The sequence below is a fragment of the Verrucomicrobia bacterium CG1_02_43_26 genome, from assembly GCA_001872735.1.
GTDB lineage: Bacteria > Verrucomicrobiota > Verrucomicrobiia > Opitutales > CG1-02-43-26 > CG1-02-43-26.
The window spans coordinates 130,001-154,015 of record MNWT01000005.1 but is presented as its reverse complement, the minus strand read 5'-3'; the positions used below and the strand labels follow the sequence as shown (position 1 = coordinate 154,015).

Genomic DNA, 24,015 nt, shown 5'->3' with positions numbered 1-24,015 from the left:
GAGGGGGTAGATTATTTCATGGCGAAATCAACAAAGATGACATTTTGTTCCTTTTGCGGTAAAGCGCAGAATGAAGTGCAGAAGATGATTGCCGGGCCAGCCGGGGTATATATTTGCGATTCTTGCATCAATGTGTGCAAGACAATCGTGGATCGTGAACTTGGCCAAAGTGGCTCTACTGAAACGCAGACAAAGTCTTCAGGAGCTGCTCATGCAGACGGTAAAGACGAGAAAGAGCACCATGATGACCAGCCCTTTAGGTTGATTAAGCCCTCTGAGATAAAAACGGCATTGGACGATTTTGTAATTGGCCAGGAGCATGCTAAGAAAGTGTTGGCTGTTGCGGTATATAACCATTATCGCCGTTTGCGGTTAGGTCAAAAAGAGGAAGGCAAATTTGATGAAGAGATTCACCATTTGATGGAAGAATTTGCGGATGTTAAAATAGAAAAAAGTAACATCTTGCTCGTTGGTCCAACAGGTAGCGGAAAGACGCTCCTTGCGAGAACTTTGGCCAATTTGCTAGAAGTGCCCTTTGCGATTGCAGACGCTACGACCCTGACGGAAGCCGGTTATGTGGGTGAAGACGTTGAGAATATTGTTTTAAGACTCCTACAGGCCTGTGATTATGATGTCAAGAAGGCAGAGTGTGGTATTATTTACGTAGACGAGATTGATAAAATAGGCCGCAAGACGGACAATGTTTCCATTACGCGAGATGTTTCCGGTGAAGGTGTGCAGCAAGCGCTGTTGAAGATTTTAGAAGGTACGGTTTGTAATGTTCCTCCACAGGGCGGACGCAAGCACCCGAACCAAGAGTATATACACGTAGACACCTCGAATATATTGTTTATTTGTGGGGGTGCGTTTGTTGGTTTGGATAAAATTATAGAGCGCCGCGCGGGTAATAAAGTGCTTGGCTTTGATCCAGCCAAGGCAGCTAAAGATGCGCTGAATCCTGAGTCTATTATGAAAAGCGTGCAGCCTGAGGACATGGTTCATTTCGGGATGATCCCAGAGTTTATTGGCCGCTTGCCCGTGGTTTCCGTTTTGGAGCAACTTGGTGAAGAAGATTTGAAGAACATTCTGATGAAGACAAAGAATGCGCTAACACGCCAGTACGCGAAAATTTTTGCTCAAGAAGGTGTTACGCTCAGTTTTGAACCGGAAGCCGTCACAGAAGTTGCCAAGAAAGCAATCGAGTATAAGACGGGTGCCCGCGCACTTCGTTCTATCATGGAAGGCTTGATGCTGGATATGATGTACGAGATTCCTCATGATAATACGGTTAAAGAAGTTATTATTACGGCAGATGTCGTTAAGGGAAAGGCGAAACCTACGATCGTCAAGCGAAGCCCTGAAGAATTGAGTTCTGATTCTGATGAAGAAGAAGATCAAAAAATGGCCCAGTAAATTGCTGGGTTTTTTTGTGGCTGAGTTTAAATAGATTGTTTATGAATCTTGTGCTGTTCCAGTCTGAAGACGAGGCAAAATTTTTGCCATCGAACGATCCGAGAGCGATTCATGTGAGGGATGTTCTTCGTATGAAGGTTTTGGATACGATGTATGTAGGCGTTTTAAATGGCAAGCGGGGGTTGGCTAAAATAGTGAAAGACGATGACGCGGGGTTGCATTTTGAAGTTGATTGGGAAGAAAAAGTATTTTCATTTTTGCCGATCCATTTAGTTGTTGGATTGCCCAGGCCACAGACAGCTCGTAAGATTTTGAGCGAGTGTACGACCTTAGGCGTAAAGTCGATTTCATTTTTTCAGGCCGAGAAAAGTGATCCAAATTACATTCAAAGTAAATTATGGAAGACTGATGAGTGGCAGCGAATTTTATTGCGCGGAGCCGAGCAGGCATTCGTGACCATTGTGCCTAATGTTTCTCACTATGAAAATCTAAAAGAATTTTTATGTATCCGAGATAAGGATACGGACGTGGTTGCTTTAGATAATTATGAAGCGACGAGACATTTGCGGGACTATGTTAAGAAAAGTAAAGAAACCATTCTTGTTATTGGGCCTGAAGGAGGGTTTGATAAAGCAGAAAGAACGCTTCTTCGCGGTAATGATATTCCGCTGTATCATTTAGGCGAACGTGTTCTGCGGTCCGAGACGGCGTGTGTTTCGGCTATTGGTCTTCTTTTAGGGAAGGTTTGAATATAGAAACGCTTGGCCCGGATCGTTTTTTGCCAATCCTCTTTAAGAGAATGAGCTCATCAAGTTGAGGGAGATTTGTGTTTCCCGGCATTTCGATGATAAGCCTGGAAGAGTCCGATTTTTTTAGTATCGATATTAATGATACAATAATATTTTGGGCATTTTTTTCAAAAAAATCGTAAGGAGGGTCCGCGAAGATGAGTTCGAATTTCTTATCGTTGATTTTACAATCCTCGCAAAACTTGAAAAAATCCTTTTTTATAATCGAGCAAAGCGTTTCCTCTTGTATTGAGCTTTTCGATACAGACGTAATGTTTTCTTCGATACGCTTTATTGCGGGATAATGCTTTTCGATAAAAACTCCTCCTGAAGCGCCCCGACTCCAGGCTTCCAGGCCGTAGCTGCCACAGCCCGCGAAGGCATCCAGGAATTCTTTGTCGAGGATGATGTCGCCAAGAGAAGAGAAGACCGACTCACGGGTGAAATCCGTAGCCGGTCTAGTGATGTCACCCTTAGGTGTTTTCAGAAGAATACCCTTTGCTTTACCGCCGGTGACTCTCATGATTGAAGCGGCAAGGTGCGTTCTTGGATTTCTGTGATCAGTAGATTAACGGCATCTTCGATGCTGAAGTTGCCCTCGTTTGATTTGTTAATGCGAGAACGTATGGAAACTTGTTTTTCCTCTTGCTCTTTTGCGCCAACAACGAACATGTAAGGCACCTTCATGATTTCGGAACGACGAATCTTTGCGCCCAGTTTGTCTGAATGGCCATCAACGGAAGCCCTTATTTTTGCAGCCTTTAAGGCGGTCAAAATTTCTTCAGCGTAGGGTTTTAAGTCATCATTAAGCGGTAATATACGAACCTGTTCCGGGGCTAGCCAAGTAGGGAAGTTGCCAGCAAAGTGCTCGATGAGCAATCCCGTGAAGCGTTCCAAAGAACCGAAAGGAGCGCGGTGAATCATGACAGGGCGACACGGCTGATTATTTGAACCCGTGTAGTATAAATCGAAACGCTCCGGTAGATTGTAGTCGACCTGGACGGTACCGAGTTGCCATTCGCGACCGATGACATCCTTTACAACGAAGTCAATTTTTGGACCATAAAAAGCGGCTTCGCCCGTTTCTTCAGAGTAGGGGACTTCGAGCGTTTTAGCGGCTTCCCGAAGCGCGTTTTCTGCCTTTTCCCAGAGTTCTGCGGAACCCGCGTATTTATCTGAAGCAGGTTCACGCAAGCCGAGACGTACGCGGTAGTCGTGCATGCCGAGTGTTTTGAGAACGATTTTAACGAGCTCGAGACAAGATTTAATTTCTTGAGAAACCTGATCCTCGGTGCAGAAGATGTGAGCATCGTCTTGCGTGAACCCACGCACACGCGTCATACCATTGAGTTCGCCTGATTGCTCCCAGCGATAGACGGTACCGAATTCCGCGAGACGGATAGGTAAATCACGATAAGAACGCGGTTGGGAATCAAAGATTTTAATATGCATGGGGCAATTCATAGGCTTAAGTAAGTAGCCATCGATTGCGCCCGTTTTGAGACGATTAGATAATTCGGAACATGTACAACCCTCTTGCGCTAAGAGTTCCAGCTCTTCGCGTTCCACTAGAGGTGGATATTGGGAATCGCTGTAATAAGGGAAGTGCCCGGATGTTTTAAATAAACCTAATTTGCCGATATGTGGCGTGTAGACCTGTAGGTAGTTTTGCTTGCGCAGTTCCTCTGAAATAAATTCCTGGAGAGCCTGGCGAACGAGCGCGCCACGAGGTGTCCACAAGATCAGGCCGGCACCGACCTGTTCATCGATATGAAAGAGCTGAAGTTCCTTGCCGAGTTTGCGGTGGTCACGTTTTTTAGCCTCCTCCAGTTGTGTTAGATAAGTATCTAATTCCTCCTTTGAAGGGAAAGCAGTGCCATAAATACGCTGAAGCTGTTTGTTTTTTTCATCTCCACGGTGGTAGGCACCCGCGATGGAAAGAAGTTTAAAAGCCTTGACCTGCTTAGTGTAATTAACATGGGTACCCCCGCAAAGGTCTGTGAACTCACCATTGCGGTAAAAGGTGACGACTTCGTCTTCGGGAATATCCTGTAAACGGCTTATTTTGTAAAGTTGGTTACGCTCCTTGAAAAATTGTTCAGCAAAGACACGCGTGACCTCAATGCGCTCGAACTTTTGATTTTCCTTCACCACCTTTTTCATTTCAGCCTCGATCGCTTCCAAGTCCTCCTGTGTGAAGTGGTGATCGAGATCGAAATCGTAATAGAATCCGGAATCGGTTGGAGGGCCGATATCCAATTTTGTTTCAGGAAAAAGCCTGAGGACGGCTGTTGCCATGATGTGAGAAGCGGAGTGCCGTAATTCTTCTAGAGGAGTCATTTTTGCCATGATAAAGTATTATATATTAAATGAAAAAGTGTATTAGCCATTATTGTCTGTTAGCGGGACAACGTCAAAGCCATCTTTTTTGTCCAAGACAGCCCAACCCAAGACATGGAGTTGATCTCTGAGCGCGTCTGCGCGTTCAAAATTTCTTTGTAGTTTAGCATCCCAGCGATCCTGGGCGAGATTAAGCACATCCTTAGGAATCTCAGTCTGCTCCTTTTTGCCGACAAACAATTTAAGCCCGAACAAGTAGAGCACCCTAGCCAGTGCCCTTAGTTGGAGGAGCGCATCCTCTTTATTTAAACCCTGAGCATCGAGTTGATTAAACGCGGTGAACAAACTACCGAGCGCACCTGCGGTATTGAGGTCATTGAAAAGATTTTCGGCTACGGCCTCAAAAGCCCCCCAATTATCCTCAAACGGACCCTCTTGTATTTTTTTGAAATCCGCTTCATGTAGATCTGCCTTCTGGAGTAATTTGTCTGTAAATTTCTCCAATTTAGCGAGCGCGCTTTCGGCGGCATGCAGACTTTGGTGAGTTAAGTTTAGTGTTTGCCGATAATGGGCGGCGATGAGCGCGTAGCGTAAAGCCATGGGAGGAATGCCCTTTCTTTTAATATCATCAAGCGTGAAAAAATTACCCAAACTCTTGCTCATCTTTTCCCCCTCAACCTTTAAGTGGGCGCTATGGAGCCAGTGCCTGCAAAACGGTTTTCCCGTGGCGGCCTCTGATTGGGCGATCTCGTTTTCGTGATGCGGGAAAATGAGATCGATGCCCCCTGCATGAAGGTCAAAGGTGTCCCCTAAGTATTCACGACTCATGGCACTACATTCGATATGCCAACCCGGACGCCCCTTGCCCCAAGGACTATCCCAGGAATTTTGACCATCCTCAGCTTTATGAGCCTTCCAGAGAGCGAAATCAGAAACAGACTCCCGTTCATACTCATCGGCCAGATTGGCAGCGTGACCACTGGTATGATGCTGCGTTTCCAGACAAGAGAGATCCAGATGGGAAAGCTTACCGTAATCCTCGAACGATTTTACCTTAAAATAAACGGAACCATCCTCGGAGACATAAGCGTGCGCCTTGTCAATGAGCTCCTGGATGATATCGATCTGCTGCTTAATGTGCTTAGTAGCCTTGGGTTCCTCATGTGGCCGAAGCATATTGAGCTCGTCACAATCCCGCCAAAAGACATCGGTCCATTTTTCCGTAAATTCGGCTAGAGAGAGATGCTCGAGTTGAGATTGGCGGATTGTTTTGTCATCCACATCCGTAATATTACGCACATGGTAGGGATTTAACCCTGCGATTTCCAGGACACGCCGAAAGACATCCTGAAGTAAAAAAGTTCTAAAATTGCCGATATGAGCAGGGCCATAAACAGTAGGACCGCAACAATAGAAACGAAAGCTTTTACCATCCTCCGGTTTAAGAGGAGTTATTTGCCTACTAAGCGTGTCGTAAATCTGGATTTCTGTCATAATTTTTCTACAAAACGCAAAATCTTGTCATTTTAGCTAAATTAGCCCACATTATATAGAATGCAAGCCGCCTGAAAAAGGCAAAAAGCGTAGCGAATGAAAATAACCCCACAGGTAATAATTTCCACTTAAAGAGGGCTTGGACATCAAACGTCATTAAGATGTTCAAAAAAAATAAAAAAAAAACTTGTTTTCAGTATAAAAACCCTTACAGTGTAAGATTAGCGAAAGAAATTTCGCATTTGTTAACACAAAACTCAAAAAGACAACACAAACCCCGATTATCTATGAAAAAGAAATCGATTAAATTAATCAGCTTGTTTGCTGTGTCAGCCGCATTCGGCTTTTCACTGCAAGCGAGTGACAATCAACTAGCAAGAACGCTCGTTGAAAAAGGTTTGTTGACTGAAACAGAAGCAAAAGCAGCTACATCCGGCAATAAAATGTCTGTTAAGCCTGCATCCGTTTCTGTAGCAGCCGGCTCACCTCAAACACAAATGTTAACGTTCTCAGGATTGCTGCAAACACAATATACGTTTGCAACAGTACGTGACCGTAATCCAGGAACACGGAACCCATCCAATAACAATAACTTCTTGATCCCTCATGCGCGTCTTGGCTTGAAAGCTGATTTGCCTAATGATTGGTCCGGATATATTGATATTGACGTTGGTAGCGCTGCTACTAATGCAGGACCTGTTGCTAATGTCATCGAACAAATGTACATTAAGAAATCTTTTGAAATGGCGAACGTAAGTGCCGCTTATCAAAAAGTTCCTTTTGGTTATGAGTTCATGACAAACGTATCGAAGATTAAACCAATCTATCGTTCTATCGTAACTCAATACTTCACAGCTCCTGCTGTACCAGCAGGTGTTGGCGGCAGCACTTTGACAGGTGCGGTTTTTACAGGAAGTACATCTAATGTTGGCTTTGGTGGCCGTCATTTAGGTGCTTACGCAGACGGTAAATACGAAGGCTTCGGCTGGACGGTTGCGATCACAAACGGATACCAAGGACTTGGTAACCCATCTGCTACAAATCGTAATGAATTAGGCTACTACGGTGGCGTTTCTTACGAAGGTGAGTGGGAAGAGTTCATGTTCGCCGCTGGTATTAACATTGGTTATCAACCAGAAGGTAACACCGGTTGGATAAACTCGATTACCAAGAACAGTGTATTCGGATTCAATCCATATGCTACTGTTAACTGGCAAGACTTCCGTGTGATGGTTGAACTTTTGGGTGCAAGCATCCAAAAAGGTCGTTTGCCAACAACTGCACAAGCAGTTGCGGGTACCGCTCCTAAGACAGCTACTCCTTATGGTATTACAGTAACCCCTTCTTACATGTTCAATGAAGAGTGGGAAGGTGTATTCCGTTTTGCGTATTTGGATTCAGACCAGCGTGGTATCAACATTGCTAACACAATGTTCAACACACCTACCACCAATGTACCAGCTGCTGGTAGCACAGGTGCGGGTCAAGCTGCTAACCTCTACAGAGAAGCCGCAACATTCTACCTTGGTGTTAACTACTACATCATGGGTAATGACGTAAAGCTCTCTGCTGGTTACGAATACGGCAAGTTTATCAAGTTGTACAATGCTACGGCTGCTACAACTGCAGGTACACCTGCAGCTAGCTTCTCTAAGAGAAAAGCCTATGCTCACAACGTAAGCCTACGTTTGCAGTTATTAATGTAATTTTTAACATTAAGAACTTTTATAAAGGCAGCTCGGTTTTTCCGGGCTGTCTTTTTTTTGCTAGATTTGAGGTGTGTGTGTGGCTGTCCAGCAAGGCTATAGGCAGTTGACAAATTATGATTATTGGTGTACGCTAAGGCATTACCATTAAATTAATTTTAACGAAGCAAAGATATGGGACTCAATGACATACTAGGTGAAGCAAAGAAGATGCAAAAAATGATGGAGGAGATTCAGCAAGAGCTCCAACAAGCGGAATTAACCGTTACCGCAGGCGGAGGTGCTGTTACGGTGGTTGTTTCCGGAATGAACGAAGTGAAATCTGTTAAAATAAACCCTGATTTTCTAAAAGAAGACGCGGAATTAGTTGAAAAAACAATTACAGAAGCGATTCAAGAAGCGTTACAAAAGTCTAAAAAGTTGCATGAAGAGAAGATTGGTAAATTGACCTCTTCTTTTAAGCTACCCGGCTTGATGTAATCAGATGTCACCCGCGTTTGATCATCTTCAGAAAACGCTGAAAAAACTTCCCGGTTTAGGCTATCGTTCCGCGGAGCGCATAGCCCTACATCTTACGCTGGAGAAGCCTCAGTTTGTGCAAGAACTTATCGATGCGCTGCAGCAAGCTTCACAAAACGTGAAAGCGTGCTCTATTTGCGGGAATTTGACCGAAGAAGCGCAATGTGCGATTTGCACTAGCGAGCACAGGGATCATGAAACGATTTGTGTGATTGAGCATGTGCCGGATCTATATGCGATTGACCGTGCCAGCGTGTATAAAGGGGCATTTCATGTTTTGCATGGCAAATTATCCCCGATACAAGGAGTTGGCCCAGAAGATTTGAATTTAGAGAGCCTTGCCCAGAGATTGGCATCCGGTGAAGTTAAGGAAGTGATTTTGGCCTTGAGTAATGATTTGGAAGGCGAAGCGACCTGCCATTACATACAGAACACAATTATTAAAAAAGCGGCTTCTTCGATAAAACTTACCCGTATAGGGTTTGGGCTACCGAGTGGGGGAGGCGTGATTTACGCGGACGCGCCTACGTTGAAGAATGCGTTTGAAGGACGCCGGTTCTTTTCCGGTGTTGCTATTTAGGGGAAAATAGATTTTCCTATGTATGCTATGAAGATTGTTCATAAATATACTGTCTTTATCCTTATGACGATTGTGTGTTCATTGTGTTCTGTCATTACGGCAGAAACGCAGTCTAGTAACACGCAAGCAATTCCGAGTTATCGAGCAACGACCCTTTCGGAGCAGCGGTTGGCTAAAATTCTTGCCCAGCAGAACGCGCTGATTGAGGAACTGACGGTTGATCCCAAAAAATATTCAACGAATGAGCGGGATCGCCGCCTCGAGGAGATATTGGAACTTTATAATACCTATTTGCTAGATAATCCGGATGACGTGAATGCCTATATTCTTTACGGCAAGTATTTGAGGCAGATCGGGCAGGAAGTGCACGCAAACGTGATGTTTTTGCAGGCTAATAAAAGAAACCCAAATATAGCAGTCGTCAAACAACAGATCGGGAATTATTTGGCTGAGCAGGGGGATTATGCCCTCGCTATGCCCTATTTTTTAAGCGCTATCGAGCTTGATCCCAATGAGATGATTTACCATTATCAGCTGGGAGAACTATTAGCGAATTACAAAGAAGAGTATATACGCGACCACCTGATTTCACCAGAAGCGTTTGACAGCCAGATGCTACAAGCGTTTACGCAAGCGGTGCAGTTAGAGCCAGACAATAGGGATCTTAAGATAAGATTGGCCGAAGCGTATTATGATCTAAATACCCCGAAGTGGGAAGAAGCGCTCAGCCACTGGGAATCCTTAGAAAATACATCTCAATCCCCACTGGATCTCCAAATCATGCACTTACACGCGGCACGCGTGCTGATGCAGATGAACCATTTGAAAGAAGCGGAAAGCCGCCTTAACCAAGTATATAGCCCCGCGTTAGAGAAAAACAGGCGAGAATTGCTTAAAGAAATTTCAGAAAAACAGAATTAAATGGATCCCGTAACCGCAAATTACCTACGCTTAGGCTTGATTTATTATATCTTTCTGCTCTGCAGTATCTGCATACACGAATGGGCACATGCCTTTATTGCTGACAAGTTAGGCGACCCCTTGCCGAGATATCAAGGAAGAGTGACGTTGAATCCGGTGGCGCATATAGATGTTTTGGGCACGGTTTTTTTCCCCCTTATTATGATCTTTTGGCCTATGTTTTCAGGATCACCGGCACAATTAGCGCTGATTGGTTGGGGGAAACCTGTGGAACTATCGCTACCTAATGCAAAAACACGCACACGTGATGATTATTTGATCACCCTGGCCGGGCCGTTTGCAAATCTTGTGCTGTGTGCGCTTTTTGCCCTAATAGGCGGATTTATTGGGAAAAGTAACCCAGGGTTACTCAAGTTATTCCAATGGGGCATATTGATCAACGCCGGCCTATTTATCTTCAATTTAATTCCCATCCCTCCCTTGGACGGCGGCCATATTCTTAAGAATTTGGTTAAAATGAAAGACGAGACGTTTATGAAGCTTTCACGCTGGGGTTTTATAATACTGCTTGTATGTATAAATATTCCATTCTTTCGTTATGTGATGGGAGCTGCTATCTTTACAATAGCCGGTATATTTGATGGTGTAATGGCCCGTGTGGTGTTACCGGCTTGAAAAGTTGTTAATTTCACTTGATTTTTAGAGCTATTCAGATTAACCTTTTCATTCTTAAACCTTAACAATCAAGTATTAATCCAAGGTCCTTTTTTATAGGATACGGAGAAGCAAAAAAATCATGAATATCACAATAGAAGATCTATTCGAAGCCGGAGTACACTTCGGGCACCAAAAGAAACGCTGGAACCCGAAGTCCAAAGATATCGTATTCAGCCACGAGCAAGGCATTTCCATTATTGATTTGGAAAAGACATACAAAGCGCTTGAAGACGCTTCAAAATTTATAGAAGACATAGTTTCGTCCGGTAAAGATATCATGTTTGTCGGTACTAAGAGGCAAGCGCAAGAAGTGGTACGCGAATCTGCCCGCCGTGTGAACATGCCATTTGCAGCGAATCGCTGGTTAGGTGGTACGTTGACTAATTTTTCGACTGTTTCCAGAAGTTTGGCAAAGTATAAAAAATTCCTAGGAATGGAAGCTGATGGTACGTTTGATAAGATGTTCAAAAAAGAACTCGCTGCCATTAAGCGCGAAATGAGCCGTATGCACCGTAACTTTGAAGGCATGCTGGAAGTAAACAATGCTCCTGGAGCTCTTTTTGTAGTAGACGTCAAAAAAGAATACATCGCGGTGGCAGAAGCCAATCGTTTGGGTATACCTGTGATTGCTATTGTTGATACGAATTCAGATCCTGCTTGTGTTAAATATCCTGTTCCAGGAAATGATGATGCTGTGAAGTCTATCCGCATTCTCTGTGATGTTATTTGTGAAGCTGTTCAGCAAGGTCTGGCACGTCGTGAAGAAGTGAAGACACAACGCGCTCCGAAGCAAAAGTTCACAAAAGATTTTCGTGAAGCAGAGCCTCAAGTTACCTTGACGCAAGATTTACGCGATGCTGCTGAAGCCCAAGAACAAGAGCATGAAGACGCTAAAAAGCGTAAAGCTGCTGCTGCTGTAGAAGCGACAGAAGCAACGGAAGGTACTGAGCCAGCTGCTGCATCAGAGAACGAAAAATAATCCTTTTTTTAAATTAAATTAATCGACAGAAAAATGAGTGAACAAATTACCGCACAAATGGTCAACCAACTCCGCTCACGCACGGGCGCGGGTATTATGGACTGTAAAAGAGCCCTCCTCAATACTAATGGTAAATTTGAGGAAGCGATTGACTTGCTGAAAAAAGAAGGTGTTGCTATGGCTGCTAAGAAAGCTGGCCGTGAAGCACGCGAAGGTGTCATTGAATCTTACATCCATTTGGGTGGTAAGGTTGGTGTCTTGCTGGAGCTTAATTGTGAAACGGACTTTGTTGCTAAAAATGATGAGTTTAAGCAGCTTGCAAAAGATATCTGTATGCACATTGCTGCGGCATCTCCTCTCTATACAACACGTGAAGATGTTCCAGACGAGATGGTAGATAAAGAGCGCTCTATTGCGGAAGCACAAGCGGAAGGTAAACCTAAGGCAGCGATTGATCGTATTGTTATGGGCAAGCTTGATAAGTGGTATTCTCAGTTTTGCCTGCTTGAGCAATCATTCGTGAAGAACCAAGACCAATCAATCAATGATTTGTTGACGGAAAAAATCGCTAAAATGGGTGAAAACATTATTGTTAACCGTTTCCATCGCTACCAGTTAGGTGATTAATTTTTTCACTAAACTTTTTTATAAAACGCCGTTTCTTAGGAATCGGCGTTTTTTTTTGTGTTCTCAACCTGTGTTCATCGAGTAATATTATTTGCGCCGTTGCCAGATACCTCTTTTAATATCGTTTTAGCAGTTTATGATCATTGATTCCCATATACACCACTACCCAAAAGATATAGTAGACGATCCCTGTCGTTGGGCGGATGAACACAATGAGCCGCATTGGGGGAACCTGGTTTGCCACCAAGGGGAGAAACGCGCTTTGCAGGGTTGGGCTAGCCATGAAAAGCTCTTTCATGATATGGATACCGCAGGAGTCTCAAGAGTAGTTCTTTTGGGCTGGTATTGGCAAAATTTTGAGAACTGTGTTTGGCAGAATAATCACCATATAGCGTGGGTAAAAGAGAACCCGGAGCGTTTTATTGGATTCATGGCTGTCCAGCCTCTTGTTGGCAATAAAGCACTTGAGGATTGCAAACGCTGTTACGATCTTGGGCTTCGCGGGATAGGGGAGGTTTTTCCAGCTGCGCAAGGCTTTAAGCTAGAGAATCCCACTTGGGTAAAAATTGTGGAATGGGCGATTGAAAACGAAATTCCGATTAACATGCATGTTTCTGAGCCCGTGGGGCATCATTACCCGGGTAAAATAGATTTCCCGCTTGTGGAAATACAGCGTTTCGTGCAACGGTACCCAGAGCTCAAGCTCATTTTGGCGCATTGGGGTGGGTTATTGCCCTTTTTTGAATTAAACAAAGCATGTGCGAAAGACTTTAAACATGTTTATTATGATACGGCAGCAAGCCCATTGCTGTATGATAAGCGTGTTTTTAAAGCTGTGGTAGATCTTGTTGGGCCAGAGAAGATTTTGTTTGGATCGGATTACCCGCTATGCCTTTATCCTAAAAAGCAGACAGAACCAGATTTCATGACGTTTATTAATGAAATTAAGTCTACAGAATTATCTGCTGAGGAGCTCGATTGCATTTTTTATAAAAACGCGCAAAAACTGTTTCAACTTTAAACGGCTACACAATTGCCTTTATGGCAGGCGATCAAGTTGTAGAAGTCTTTAAAGAGTTTTACGGCATCATTGGGGCCAGGGGCAGCCTCGGGGTGGTATTGGACAGAAAACACAGGGTAGTCCTTATGTCTCAGGCCTTCTACTGTGTTATCATTTAAATTAATTTCAGTGACGATGGCGCCCGCTTTTTCAATGCTCTCTTTACTGGCCGCAAAGCCGTGGTTTTGAGAAGTAATCGTGACTAAGCCTGTTTCTAAATTTTTTACGGGATGGTTTCCGCCACGGTGGCCAAATTTGAGCTTATAGGTTTCTCCGCCCAGTGCGTGTGTGATGATCTGATGCCCCATACAGATGCCGAACATGGGGTATTCGGGGATAAGGGTCGCGATCACTTCATGAATGTCATTCAACGCAGCGGGGTCGCCAGGGCCGTTGGATAAAAAGATACCATCCGGGTTGAATGCTCTAATTTCTTCTGCAGACGTGTCCGCCGGGAAAATGGTTACATCAAAACCTGCCTGATGCAGCTTTTTGAAAATGGAAGCCTTGGCTCCAAAATCAAAGGCGGCGATGCTATAGCGAGTTGAAACATCGTCACTCTGGCAGATATTATCAAAAGAAGAAACAACCGGAAAGTAGCGATAGCTCTCCTTGCAGGAAACAGAATGGACAAAGTCTTGCCCGACCATACCGCTCCAATTACGAGCTTTTTCAATGGCATCGGTATCCGAAATATTTTCAGTGGAGAGGCAAGCACGCATGGCACCGGAACTTCTGAGCTTTTTAGTTAAAGCACGCGTATCGATATCGGTTAAGCCAGGGACGTTATGTTGTTTCAAAAAATCATCCAGGCTCATGGTGCTACGCCAATTACTGCAGAGAGTACTGACTTCTCTGACAACCAAGCCGAGTGCTTTAGAGCCGTCCGATTCGTTATCCTCATCGTTGATACCATAATTACCGATCTGAGGAGCAGTCATCGTAATGATTTGCCCGAAGTAAGAAGGATCCGTCAAAATTTCCTGGTAACCGGTCATACTGGTGTTAAAAACGACCTCGCCGACAACGGTTTTATCGGCACCAAACGCCAAACCCCGATAAATACTACCATCCTCTAACGCGAGAATACCACTTCTTTGACTTTGCATTTGTTAATAAAAATGCTCCCTTTTTGAGGAGGGAGCAATCTAAAAAAAGTTACCCGTAGGTAAAGGTAAAGACGTTTAAGGATTAGTATCTTCTTTTAGCTTCTGGTGGGCAGACAACTTTAGCCCAACGATACCCGTCACGATAAGAATGAGGCACAAGATACGGGCGAAATTTGCAGGCTCACCAAATAAGATGATTGCGAAAACAAAACCGCCTACAGCACCGATACCTGTCCAAATCGCATAGGCTGTGCCTATGGGTATCTTTCTAATCGCAAGGCTCAGGAATATGAAACTGGTACCTGTTGCAATAAAAAAGAAGATAGAAGGTACGAGTAGTGTAAAACCTGAGGCAGCTTTTAATAAAAGCACGCCTGCGATTTCAAGAGCCCCTGCAATGAAAAGGAAGGTCCAAGCCTTTTTCATGATGTTATTTAGGCTTTAGACGTTAGCTTCAGGCCAGTGATACCCGCTACGATTAGAATGAGGAACAACACCCGTTCGAAACTGGCGACTTCACCAAACAAGATAATGGCAAAGATGAACCCACCGACAGCGCCGATGCCTGTCCAGATCGCGTAGGCGGTACCTAGCGGAATTTTTTTTATGGCAATTGAAAGCAAAAGGAAGCTAATGATCATGCATGAAGCCGTTATGATTGACGGCCAAAGGCGCGTCCAACCCTCCGTGTATTTCATACCTACAACGAAACCGATTTCAAGAACTCCGGCAATTAAAAGTAGTGTCCAGGCCATATGATTAAATATTGTTAGTGGTTTGTGAGGGAAGGGGGGCAATTTGCGTTACCTTAACGGGATCGTTTGGTTTTGGTTGCTCTGTGCTGGATAGCTTTAGCCCCGCAATGCCCGCAACGATTAAGAGGAGACATAAAATGCGAAGGAAGGAAGCGGATTCACCAAATAAGAAGATAGCAAAAACGAAGCCTCCCACGGCACCGATACCTGTCCAAACAGCATACGCTGTTCCGATGGGGATGGTTTGAATGGCAATAGAGAGCAGGTAGAAACTTGTTGCCATACAGCAAGCCGTGATGATTGAGGGCCACAGGCGTGTCCAGCCTTGCGTGTACTTCATCCCAATGACGAAGCCGATTTCAAATATCCCTGCTATTAAGAGTAATGTCCAAGGTGTGTTCATAATTACATTTATGGGTTGTGGAAGATATGGTTTGTTAAGGAATAATAGAGGAAATGCTCTAACGTAATAGTGATAAGGGGAGTGCTAAAAGTCAAGGAATTGTAGTGAAAAGTGGATTTTATGTACTGTGGTAGCTTGATAATTTTAAAAAGTGGATTACGTCTGGGTATGAGAAGTAAATATAGAATTTTTAATCTTTTGATCGTTGCGGGTCTATTATTTGGTGTTCAATTTGCTGATGCATATGCGGCCAAGGTGGATAAATATAAGTTTAGGACACCCGTTTTACACGTTGATCATACTGATAGGCATTCGTTTTCTGATGTTAATTTAACGGTCACTTTTATTGACGCGATTGCACCGGATGGGAGTAAACAGAATGTTGTGCAAAAAATAACGCGTTTCCCTCAAGCAGATAATTATATTAACCCTGAAACGAAACAGCATTACACTGTGGACAAAGTGCGAATCGCGGGAACCTTTACAATGACAAATCGGATTTATCACGAGGATTCACCTGTTGCAACTGTACATGTTGATTATAAGATAAAGCTTGATGAATTGTATCATGCTCCCCTGCGGGTAACTTTAGAAGCTAATGTAACGAACGTGACAGCCCCCTCTTATAGAAAAGCCCCTGCTGAAATTCATACGGATTTTTGGGTCGGAACTCGTGATTTAGCAGCGATCTATTTCAGTTTCGATAGGTATACAATGGGACAGCTGTTTAGTAGAACTATAGCGCCATAATAACCGCGCAACCGTTCGATCTCTAAGCCTTGCATGGTTTTTAGGAGGGTATTCTAGAGTTCTTGTATGTTAATACTTGAGCTCTAATAGTCTCAATTTTAGGCAGAGGGTTATTTCCTACGAAAAGAGCATTGATCTGCCTTGTAATAATAATTATTATAGCACACATATGTACCCGCAAGACAGCTTGGTAAATTGGTACCAGGGGCAAGGCCTCTGGCAGGATGTGGATCCAAAGGATTGGAATAATTGGGTATGGCAGCTGAAGAATCGGATAACTTCCTTAGAGCAGCTGGAGAAGACAGGAATAAAGTTAACACCCTCAGAGCGAGCGGGTTGTCTGTTTGCTGGAAAGAAATTGGCGCTTGCGATTACGCCCTACTATTTTAACCTAATCGACCGTGAAAACCCGGATTGCCCGATGCGTAAACAAGTGATTCCCCGTGAGGACGAGACATTTGTCGCACCGGAAGAATTACTGGATCCTGTTGGGGAAGAAGGCTCTATGGTTGCCCCCGGGCTGGTTCACCGTTATCCGGATCGTGTGCTCTTTTTGGTGACGGATCGGTGTGCTGCTTATTGCCGCTACTGTACGAGAAGCCGTCTTGTTTCTAATGCGCAGGATTATAATTTTCACCCTGAGTTTGAAAGCGGGTTAAAATATATTGAGGAACATCCGGAAGTAAGAGATGTTTTGTTAAGCGGGGGGGATCCGCTGCTCCTTTCGGATAACAAGCTGGATTATTTGTTGGGGAGATTGAGAGCGATTCCGCATGTGGAGTTTATTAGAATAGGCTCTCGAATTCCTATATTCCTTCCCCAGCGTATTACGGATAATTTATGTAGTATTCTTAAGAAACATGGCCCGATTTGGATGAGTATTCACGTGAACCATCCGCATGAGTGTACGTATGCTTTGCGAGAAGCTTGTGAGCGATTAACGTGCTCCGGTACGCCTCTGGGGAACCAGTCTGTATTATTAGATGGGGTTAACGATGATCTGGAGACCATGAAGTCCCTCATACACCGTTTACTGATGATGCGGGTGAGGCCTTATTACCTATACCAATGTGATCTCATAACGGGTAGCGCTCATTTTAGGACTGCGATTGAGAAGGGTATCGAGCTGATACGTGGGTTGCGAGGGCATACAACGGGCTATTCCATTCCGCAATATGTAATAGATGCGCCTGGTGGTGGTGGCAAAATCCCCATCAACCCGGATTATGTTGAGGAATTGACTGAGGAATCTATTTTATTACGCAACTATGACGGGAAGACGTATCGGTATTATTTTAATCCGAATGCAGTGGGTTGTAAGGATGCCGTTACTGGTTGCAAGACGGAAGAGTGTTGTTCTTGAAGGGAGAAGTAATATTCAAAGAAATACCTTCACCCTACTTCACCTCGATGCTGATATCCTTTTTATCGTGGCTAGGGATGCCCGTGTTTTTGGGTAAAGGGGGCGCTTCTTGTGGTTCGCTTGCCTTTTGTAGCTTTGGCTTGGCTGTGAAATTGTTGGTGGCGAAGATGGTGTTTTCCCAGGGAGTGTAGCCGCGAAGTTTTAATGTGAGCTTCTTTTCGCCTTCGGAGACTTTGATTTGAGCGGGGGTGTTGCCGACAAATACCCCGTCTAGGAGGATGTCCGCGCCTTGGGGAGTGGAGTCTATTTTTATGACGACTGTGGGAATGGGGTTAGCCAGTTCGCGTTCGGCGAGGGTATAGGTGGCTTTTGAGGGAGGGACATAGGTGGAGCCTGGCGTGACGTTCAGTTGATAGGGGTTTAGGCGGGTGAGCGCTATGATCATGTTGCCGGATGCGTTGCGGACAACGGTTCTTAAGATGCCTTGCCAGTCGTATACTTCGCTAAAGTCGGATACCTCTCCGGGTATAGCGGTGGTGATGACTTGGGTGGGGGAGTCTTGGTAGACAATTTTGCCCGTTTGGGTGTCGATTACCTTAACGTCTATGGTGATCGTGGTGGTGGCTGTTGTGCGATCTATGCCGTAGGCGTTAATTGTTTTGCGGTCGATGCGGTAGTTGCTGAGACTGCCGGTGATGATGTAACGGGCGTTGTCTTTTCGGTAATATTTGATGAGGTTGGCGGTATCGTCCGGGTCTGCTATTCTTTTAGAACGCATGATGCTGTAGTCCGGAAGTTCACTAAGGGAGGCACTAAGCTCGTCCGCGGCGATGGCATTTGCGGAAGCTGGAAGCGTCCACTGTCCGGGGCTGATTTCTGTGAGACGATTGACTTCGCCCTTATAAATATCCTCTTGGCGCACACGTTGTACCTTTTTGCCATCTTGTACGTAGGTTTCTGCGGTGTTTTCAAACCCTCGTTTGTCCTGCTGATCAAAATAGATGCCGGGGACGATGCGTTGACCAGAGGGGCCCGTACGGTTATCGAAATCTAAAACGGCGATGCCAATATCGTGTGGCTGTTGGTCTATGTTTTCATCCGCGAAGGAGAAGAGGGGAAATGTTGCCAGGAAAAGGAGTGAGGTGAGTATGCTTTTCATAAATAGTTATTTAATCGTTACACGGTGGATCGCAATTATCAATCAAGTCTTGGCAAATTGCAACTCGTCTTGCGTCATTTTGGACGGCGTAGATGCATTTGCAGTTGGCTCCATTTTTCATGATACAGTCCATTTTTCGGTGATAGCCCTGCAAGAAGTGGAGATCCTTCATTTCGCCGATAAAAATGGGATTAAGGGTAAAGTTACCATCTGAGTTTTTAAACCGTTTGCCGAAAATGTAGACACCACGAAGGCCTTCACGGAAAATGATGTCCCAATTATAGACGGTAAACTTGTATTTTTCCTCAGATTCGCCCTTAAAAAATGCTGTTGAAATTTCGTGGTTCATAGGTCATAATTTTTATAACAAATTTATATTCAATGGATTTTAATTAATTTAACTGAATCTACCACTATTTTATGAAAAAACAATTTTTTTGGCTATCCTTATTCTTAGGCGTTGTAATGGGTTCAACGCTACTGGCAGCAACCGATGTAAAAACAGTGGCAGTGATCCCCTTTAAAAGCACGGATGTTACGATTTCGATGAGCAAGCAGTTTACGAATATGAAGTGGTCTCAGAAGGATACGGAGTATTTAACATCCGAAGTGATCACAGCCCTGGTGAATAACCCGAACTTTAAAGTAGTAGAGCGCCAAGGAAGCCGTTTAAAAGCATTGGAAGAAGAAAAGAAGTTTTCCTCTATGACGGCTGGCGGCATGAGTGCCTTTGGGAAAGAAATAGGCGCGCAGTATTTGGTATACGGAGATATAGAGCTTGTAGAAGCAGAGGAAAGACCCATGCGATTTGAATCCTCTAATGTAACCGTTACGGAACTGACCGGGCGGATGATTGTGAGTATGCGCATTGTGGACGTAGCGACATCTGAGATTGTTTTGTCCAAGAAAGTGAACCAAGAAGCACTTGAGCGCGTAACCCAGTATTCCAGAACTACGCCGCTATCTTTCATGAATCTGTTGAAAGAGTGGACCGTGAAACGCCTCGTTAACGAAATATCGAATACCATCAGCCCGATTAAGATAGCATCGATAGACAAACAGCAAGTTTACTTGAACCAGGGCGAGGGATCTGTATTTAAAATAGGCTCTGTGTTGGATGTGTTTGAAACGGGAGAGAAGATCGTGAATCCGGATACCGGAGAATTTCTAGGGACTCAGGAGCGCCAAATTGGCGCGGTACGAGTGAGCCGTATTATGCCTAAGTTTGCGGTGGCAGATTTAGTGAGCTCGGCAGCCCCCTTTGCCGTTGGCTATGTTTGTAGATTACCCCAAGAAAAGTACATTCACGCGAACATAGAAGAAAGACCCGTTTCCCCCCTTTCCTCTGATAAACCCGTGAATTGGTGACGATAATGATTTAAGTAAAACGAGGGGTAAGGTATGAGACAGAAGAAGGGGATAGGACGTTGGGCTATTATAGGAATAGTAACCGGTAGTGTGTTATTATTTACAGGAGGGTGCTCAACCACGAGCTTGTTTACAAGCTATCCATCACAATTGGAACCCGTTCGCAAGATGGTGCAGGAGGATAGGCCGATGGAAGCCTATGATGCGTTGACCCCTAAAGTGAAGACATCAGACAAGATACTCTATTTACAAGAAAGAGCCCGCGTATCCGAACTCGACAAAAAGATCGAGTGGAGCATAGAAGACTATGAAAACGCCGCTAAAGTGATTGAAGAAAACCAGATGAAAGCGAGTATTTCCGCCTCAAGTTTGGGGTCTATCGGAGCTAGCCTGTTAACCAATGATAATGCGATACCCTACACCGGCTACGGCTACGAAAAGGTATTTTTACACAGCTTCCAGACACTCAATTACCTAGAGCTTGGGAAGTTGGAAGGAGCGATGGTGGAAGTGCGCCGCGCTAATAATGAGCAAACGTATGCTCTGCAGCAGAACGAAAAAGAAGTTGCTAAGGTTCAAGACGAAGCGAAGAAACACCAAGTGAGCTCTGCGACCAACGAAGCGGGTTTTTCCAAGGCCTACGCGGATATGGCCTTTGCCGCAAGTGGCGTAAAAAACTCCTTTCAGAATGCCTTTACCTTTTATTTGTCCGGTGTGCTATATGAGATGGATAATGACCCAAACAATGCGCTGATATCCTATAAGAAAGCTGTGGAGATTTACCCGGAAAACAAGTATGCGGTGGACTCCGTCTTTAGATTGGCGGAATCTATGCGCTTTGAAGATGACCTAGAGCATTATGGGAAACTCTTCGGTAAAGTGAACCCACAGAAACCCAGGGCAGGGGACGGCCGATTGGTGGTTGTGTATGAAGACGGTTTTGTGCCGATGAAAGAACAGCTGATGATCCCCTTTTTCTGGAACGGAATTTCCTATACGATCGCGATGCCCTATTACTCAAGCGATATTACGCCGGCCTATTCTATGTCTTTACTCCACAATAACCGCCTGCTGGGTAAGACAGAGAATATTTGTACTGTTCGAGCCCTAGCGGTGAAAGCGCTGATGGAAGAGTACAGCGGGATATTTATACGCCAAGTGATCCGAATCGTTGTCAAAGACCAGATACAACGCCAGGCGCAGAAACAAGACTCTGTACTGGGTCTTGTGACTGCGATAGGAGCCCTGTTAAGTGAACGCGCGGACAGACGCAGCTGGTTGACCCTTCCGGACAACGTGCAGGTAGGCGATTACTTTATACCAGCCGGAGAATATACCTTTAATCTGGACCACCCAAGCGCACAGGGTGTTTCCCCTGTTGTGGCTGTGCAAGATGGCAAGACGACAATTCTACGGGTTACCAGAACCGGTGGGCGCTTTTATAGTCGGGTGATTGGGGCGATATAAATCTTGCTGAATTCATTGAGAGAGACGGTGCAAGGCGATTTTTTATCAACTGCCTTGCAATACTGAAATTTGACCGCCTAAGACAGGAAGCCACTTTTCCTCAAACACCTTAAACCTGGTATCTAAATCAGCAATCAATTGCTTTTTAACATCCTCCGAAGCAAACGAAGTGGTGATTGAGTTGTAAGCCAGCTGCTTGAGCTCGGCGTAGGAGATATCCGTGTTTTCGATTGCGATGGCGAATTCGTTTGAAATATTAGTCTCAAGAATCCCTTCATCATCGGTCGAGAGACTTACGGGAAGACCTAGTCTGAGGTAAAGGAGGAATGGGTGTTCGGAATAATCTCGAATGCTTTGAAGCTTCAGGTTGCTGTGCAAATTGATTTCGATAGGGAGCTGCTTTCGGCGCGCGTACTCGAGTGTCACGGGGTCATTTACTAGGAGAACACCATGCCCGATTCTATCCGTGCCCAGTATAAGCGCGTCTCTGACGTTATGGACATGGCCAATTTCGCCCGCATGAATGGTGCGCTTTAAATAAGAGGTGTTTTTTTGAGGGTGTTTGCCCTTAATGGAAGCGTTTAAGGGAGCATAAATTAAATAGCCCGTTTCTAGTGCAGGGGTATTACGCTCGTTCCCTAATAAATCTATTCCAACGATTGATCCAGGCATGCCAGTACTCGTTAACTGAATCAAGTCATTGATCCTTTCAGCATTTTCCCTTGGATCATCCACCCGCTTAAAGCTTGCGTTCCAACGTACGATTACCCCCGTTGCTTTGTAAAGCTCCTCAGACCACTTATTTTTTTCAGCTATATCTTCAGGCGTTGCTTTGACGTTGTCCGTGAATTCGACATATCGTATACCCTCGGCGTAGGCCTTCATTAAAAAATCTTGGATCACTATTTTTTTGCCACCCGGTACTGATTTTGCAACAGCCGCTATGAAAATAAAAGATGCCGAAAAACGTTCAAACGGGTGATCAAACTTAGGATTAGAAGGCATAAAAAGCAGGTTAAGAAAGGTTTCCTTATCCGCGCTAGATAGTTCTGAGAAACGTTTTCCGGGAATGAGCGTTTGTAAAAAACGAAACTCATTATTATAAAGCAATATTTGCTCATCGCTTCGGATGTTGTTTAACAACTTTTGTCCATCGAGGATAGGATCATGCTTGAGTAGAATCGTTTTTGCCATCTGGCGATCGAGAGTGCCATAGGGGTGTACGTGAAGCATTCCACCCTTAGGGAGCTCGTTTGTAAACTGCTTTAATAAACGGTGGTTGTTGCGCAATAAAGTTAAATCAATCACTGAATTCCCTGCATATTGAAGTCTTGCACGCTCTGCAATTTCAGTATGAAAAGCTTTGAGGTCATTTAAGTCCTTTGATTGAAATTGCATTTCCTTTGAAGGCATCAGAAAAACCTCCCATTCGGCCCTGGTAAAAGGAATCTCCTTCATTTCCGGAGTTAAACAGGTAATGGTTTCATTACGAAGACGTTCATACATCTCAAATTGATGATTCAGCTTTTCTTCTAGAGTTACCGTGTTGGCAGTGAGCACGCTTGTTGCCGTTAAAAATAGAAGAAGGGGTGTTGCTAGGTAATTTTTTAAGAGTGCCATAAGTATTTAATAGGTTTGAAAAAAGTGTTACAATTATACTTTTTTTTATTTTATCTGTCAATATATTTTACGTTTCGGTATGCTTTTCATAACTATAGGGAATAGCCTAAATTTTCAGCACTGAGGATTCCTAAAAAAAAGAAGCGTTCTAAAACGCTTCTTTTTTTTAAACTCTGCTGTTAATACGTGCGCGAGAGTTGAAAACTAAAAGAGCAATGAGTTACCCCCGTTCTTCCAACGGTACAAACTCTCGCTTAGCTTCGCCCATATAGATCTGTCTTGGCCTATGAATGCGGGCATGAGGGTCTTCCGCAACTTCTTTCCAGTGGGCAATCCAGCCAGGGAGGCGCCCAATCGCGAAGATGACCGTAAACATGTCCAGCGGGATGTCCAGCGCTTGCAAGATAATGCCACTATAGAAGTCTACATTGGGGTAGAGCTTTCTGGAAACAAAGTAATCATCACTTAATGCTTTTTCCTCTAAGTGACGAGCGATGTCGAGAAGAGGATCCTTTTTCATGCCCAAGTTATCGAGCACTTTGGCCGCAGCATCGCGAAGGATTTTAGCGCGAGGGTCATAGTGTTTATAAACCCGGTGCCCAAAGCCCATAAGGCGCTCTTGGCCGCTTTTGGCACGTTCAATAAACTTGGAGCCATCATCGCCGGAGGCATGGATTTCTTGAAGCATTTGTATCACAGCCATATTAGCGCCGCCATGTAGTGGGCCCCATAAAGCGCATACGCCAGCGGCTACAGATGCAAATAAATTAGCACCCCCCGAAGCGACCATGCGAACGGTTGAAGTACTACAGTTTTGTTCGTGATCTGCGTGGAGTAAAAAGATTAGATTAAGCGCACGACGTACGTTTTCATCCGG

At 44.6% G+C, this 24,015-nt stretch carries 24 protein-coding genes and 1 pseudogene (1 of these 25 running past the window's edge); 14 read left to right on the top strand and 11 right to left on the bottom strand.

Annotation, left to right across the window (positions count from 1 at the left end; genetic code table 11):
* Positions 1-18 precede the first annotated feature (18 nt).
* Both AUJ82_01495 and AUJ82_01490 read left to right on the top strand, forming a co-directional pair.
* Positions 19-1,413, top strand: a complete 1,395-nt coding sequence (locus tag AUJ82_01495; GenBank protein ID OIO60800.1) for an ATP-dependent protease ATP-binding subunit ClpX — start codon at positions 19-21, stop codon at positions 1,411-1,413.
* A gap of 41 nt (positions 1,414-1,454) precedes the next feature.
* Positions 1,455-2,162 (top strand): hypothetical protein, encoded by a 708-nt coding sequence (locus tag AUJ82_01490; protein OIO60675.1) that lies wholly within the window; start codon positions 1,455-1,457, stop codon positions 2,160-2,162.
* Here the strand turns inward: AUJ82_01490 and AUJ82_01485 are convergent.
* Genes AUJ82_01485 through AUJ82_01475 form a run of 3 tightly spaced genes read right to left on the bottom strand, consistent with a single transcriptional unit; the run spans position 2,134 to position 6,035 of the window.
* Entirely contained in the window at positions 2,134-2,724 is a 591-nt protein-coding gene (locus tag AUJ82_01485) for a hypothetical protein (GenBank protein OIO60674.1), read from the bottom strand. The genes AUJ82_01490 and AUJ82_01485 overlap by 29 nt on opposite strands.
* Entirely contained in the window at positions 2,721-4,550 is a 1,830-nt protein-coding gene (locus AUJ82_01480) for a threonine--tRNA ligase (GenBank protein ID OIO60673.1), read from the bottom strand. The genes AUJ82_01485 and AUJ82_01480 overlap by 4 nt, the downstream gene beginning before the upstream one ends.
* A 33-nt stretch (positions 4,551-4,583) precedes the next feature.
* A complete protein-coding gene (locus AUJ82_01475) occupies positions 4,584-6,035 on the bottom strand; it encodes a cysteine--tRNA ligase (GenBank protein ID OIO60672.1) in 1,452 nt (483 codons plus the stop codon).
* 161 nt (positions 6,036-6,196) lie between these two features.
* Here AUJ82_01475 and AUJ82_01470 point away from each other — a divergent pair, with 161 nt between their 5' ends.
* The 8 genes from AUJ82_01470 to AUJ82_01435 all read left to right on the top strand — a co-directional run bounded on the left by AUJ82_01470 (position 6,197) and on the right by AUJ82_01435 (position 13,105).
* A complete protein-coding gene (locus AUJ82_01470; protein ID OIO60671.1) occupies positions 6,197-7,741 on the top strand; it encodes a hypothetical protein in 1,545 nt (514 codons plus the stop codon).
* A gap of 174 nt (positions 7,742-7,915) precedes the next feature.
* Positions 7,916-8,221 carry a nucleoid-associated protein, YbaB/EbfC family gene (locus AUJ82_01465; protein OIO60670.1) on the top strand — a complete coding sequence of 102 codons (306 nt, stop codon included), beginning with the start codon at positions 7,916-7,918 and terminating at the stop codon, positions 8,219-8,221.
* Between the two features lie 4 nt (positions 8,222-8,225).
* The gene (locus tag AUJ82_01460; GenBank protein ID OIO60669.1) at positions 8,226-8,840 is read left to right on the top strand and encodes a recombination protein RecR; all 615 of its coding nucleotides are present in this window, start codon (positions 8,226-8,228) and stop codon (positions 8,838-8,840) included.
* Positions 8,841-8,858: 18 nt separating this feature from the next.
* Positions 8,859-9,761, top strand: coding sequence for a hypothetical protein (locus tag AUJ82_01455; GenBank protein ID OIO60668.1), 903 nt, complete (start codon positions 8,859-8,861; stop codon positions 9,759-9,761).
* Entirely contained in the window at positions 9,762-10,436 is a 675-nt protein-coding gene (locus tag AUJ82_01450; protein ID OIO60667.1) for a hypothetical protein, read from the top strand.
* Positions 10,437-10,557: 121 nt separating this feature from the next.
* A complete protein-coding gene (locus tag AUJ82_01445) occupies positions 10,558-11,457 on the top strand; it encodes a 30S ribosomal protein S2 (protein ID OIO60666.1) in 900 nt (299 codons plus the stop codon).
* 33 nt (positions 11,458-11,490) lie between these two features.
* Positions 11,491-12,084: a translation elongation factor Ts gene (locus tag AUJ82_01440; GenBank protein OIO60665.1), complete on the top strand. Its 594-nt coding sequence runs from the start codon at positions 11,491-11,493 to the stop codon at positions 12,082-12,084.
* Positions 12,085-12,220: 136 nt separating this feature from the next.
* Positions 12,221-13,105: a hypothetical protein gene (locus AUJ82_01435; GenBank protein OIO60664.1), complete on the top strand. Its 885-nt coding sequence runs from the start codon at positions 12,221-12,223 to the stop codon at positions 13,103-13,105.
* On the opposite strand, the gene AUJ82_01430 is transcribed toward AUJ82_01435, so the two are convergent.
* The 4 genes from AUJ82_01430 to AUJ82_01415 form a co-directional block, all read right to left on the bottom strand.
* On the bottom strand, positions 13,102-14,253 hold the full coding sequence (locus AUJ82_01430; protein ID OIO60663.1) for a carbamoyl phosphate synthase small subunit: 1,152 nt from the start codon (positions 14,251-14,253) through the stop codon (positions 13,102-13,104). The two genes, AUJ82_01435 and AUJ82_01430, sit on opposite strands and share 4 nt — an antisense overlap.
* Positions 14,254-14,328: 75 nt before the next feature.
* A complete protein-coding gene (locus AUJ82_01425; GenBank protein ID OIO60662.1) occupies positions 14,329-14,679 on the bottom strand; it encodes a hypothetical protein in 351 nt (116 codons plus the stop codon).
* A gap of 8 nt (positions 14,680-14,687) precedes the next feature.
* A complete protein-coding gene (locus AUJ82_01420) occupies positions 14,688-15,008 on the bottom strand; it encodes a QacE family quaternary ammonium compound efflux SMR transporter (protein OIO60661.1) in 321 nt (106 codons plus the stop codon).
* Between the two features lie 4 nt (positions 15,009-15,012).
* Positions 15,013-15,411 carry a hypothetical protein gene (locus AUJ82_01415; protein OIO60660.1) on the bottom strand — a complete coding sequence of 133 codons (399 nt, stop codon included), beginning with the start codon at positions 15,409-15,411 and terminating at the stop codon, positions 15,013-15,015.
* Positions 15,412-15,579: 168 nt separating this feature from the next.
* On the opposite strand from AUJ82_01415, the gene AUJ82_01410 reads away from it, so the two are divergent.
* Both AUJ82_01410 and AUJ82_01405 read left to right on the top strand, forming a co-directional pair.
* On the top strand, positions 15,580-16,161 hold the full coding sequence (locus AUJ82_01410; GenBank protein ID OIO60659.1) for a hypothetical protein: 582 nt from the start codon (positions 15,580-15,582) through the stop codon (positions 16,159-16,161).
* 169 nt (positions 16,162-16,330) lie between these two features.
* Positions 16,331-17,452: pseudogene (locus tag AUJ82_01405) on the top strand (lysine 2,3-aminomutase).
* Between the two features lie 106 nt (positions 17,453-17,558).
* On the opposite strand, the gene AUJ82_01400 reads toward AUJ82_01405, so the two are convergent.
* Both AUJ82_01400 and AUJ82_01395 read right to left on the bottom strand, forming a co-directional pair.
* A complete protein-coding gene (locus AUJ82_01400) occupies positions 17,559-18,683 on the bottom strand; it encodes a hypothetical protein (protein ID OIO60658.1) in 1,125 nt (374 codons plus the stop codon).
* Positions 18,684-18,693: 10 nt separating this feature from the next.
* Positions 18,694-19,032 carry a hypothetical protein gene (locus AUJ82_01395; protein ID OIO60657.1) on the bottom strand — a complete coding sequence of 113 codons (339 nt, stop codon included), beginning with the start codon at positions 19,030-19,032 and terminating at the stop codon, positions 18,694-18,696.
* Between the two features lie 71 nt (positions 19,033-19,103).
* Between AUJ82_01395 and AUJ82_01390 the strand changes: the two genes are divergently transcribed.
* Positions 19,104-20,051, top strand: coding sequence for a hypothetical protein (locus AUJ82_01390; protein OIO60656.1), 948 nt, complete (start codon positions 19,104-19,106; stop codon positions 20,049-20,051).
* A 189-nt stretch (positions 20,052-20,240) separates the two neighbouring features.
* Positions 20,241-21,518, top strand: a complete 1,278-nt coding sequence (locus tag AUJ82_01385; protein OIO60655.1) for a hypothetical protein — start codon at positions 20,241-20,243, stop codon at positions 21,516-21,518.
* Between the two features lie 45 nt (positions 21,519-21,563).
* On the opposite strand, the gene AUJ82_01380 is transcribed toward AUJ82_01385, so the two are convergent.
* Complete coding sequence (locus AUJ82_01380) at positions 21,564-23,138, bottom strand: hypothetical protein (GenBank protein OIO60654.1); 1,575 nt, start codon at positions 23,136-23,138, stop codon at positions 21,564-21,566.
* A gap of 220 nt (positions 23,139-23,358) precedes the next feature.
* A protein-coding gene (locus tag AUJ82_01375) for a citrate (Si)-synthase (GenBank protein ID OIO60653.1) crosses the window boundary here: on the bottom strand, positions 23,359-24,015 show its 3' portion. 651 nt of this gene lie beyond the right edge of the window; 657 of the gene's 1,308 nt are visible here — the last part of the coding sequence; its start codon lies beyond the right edge, outside the window — the gene reads right to left on this strand; its stop codon occupies positions 23,359-23,361.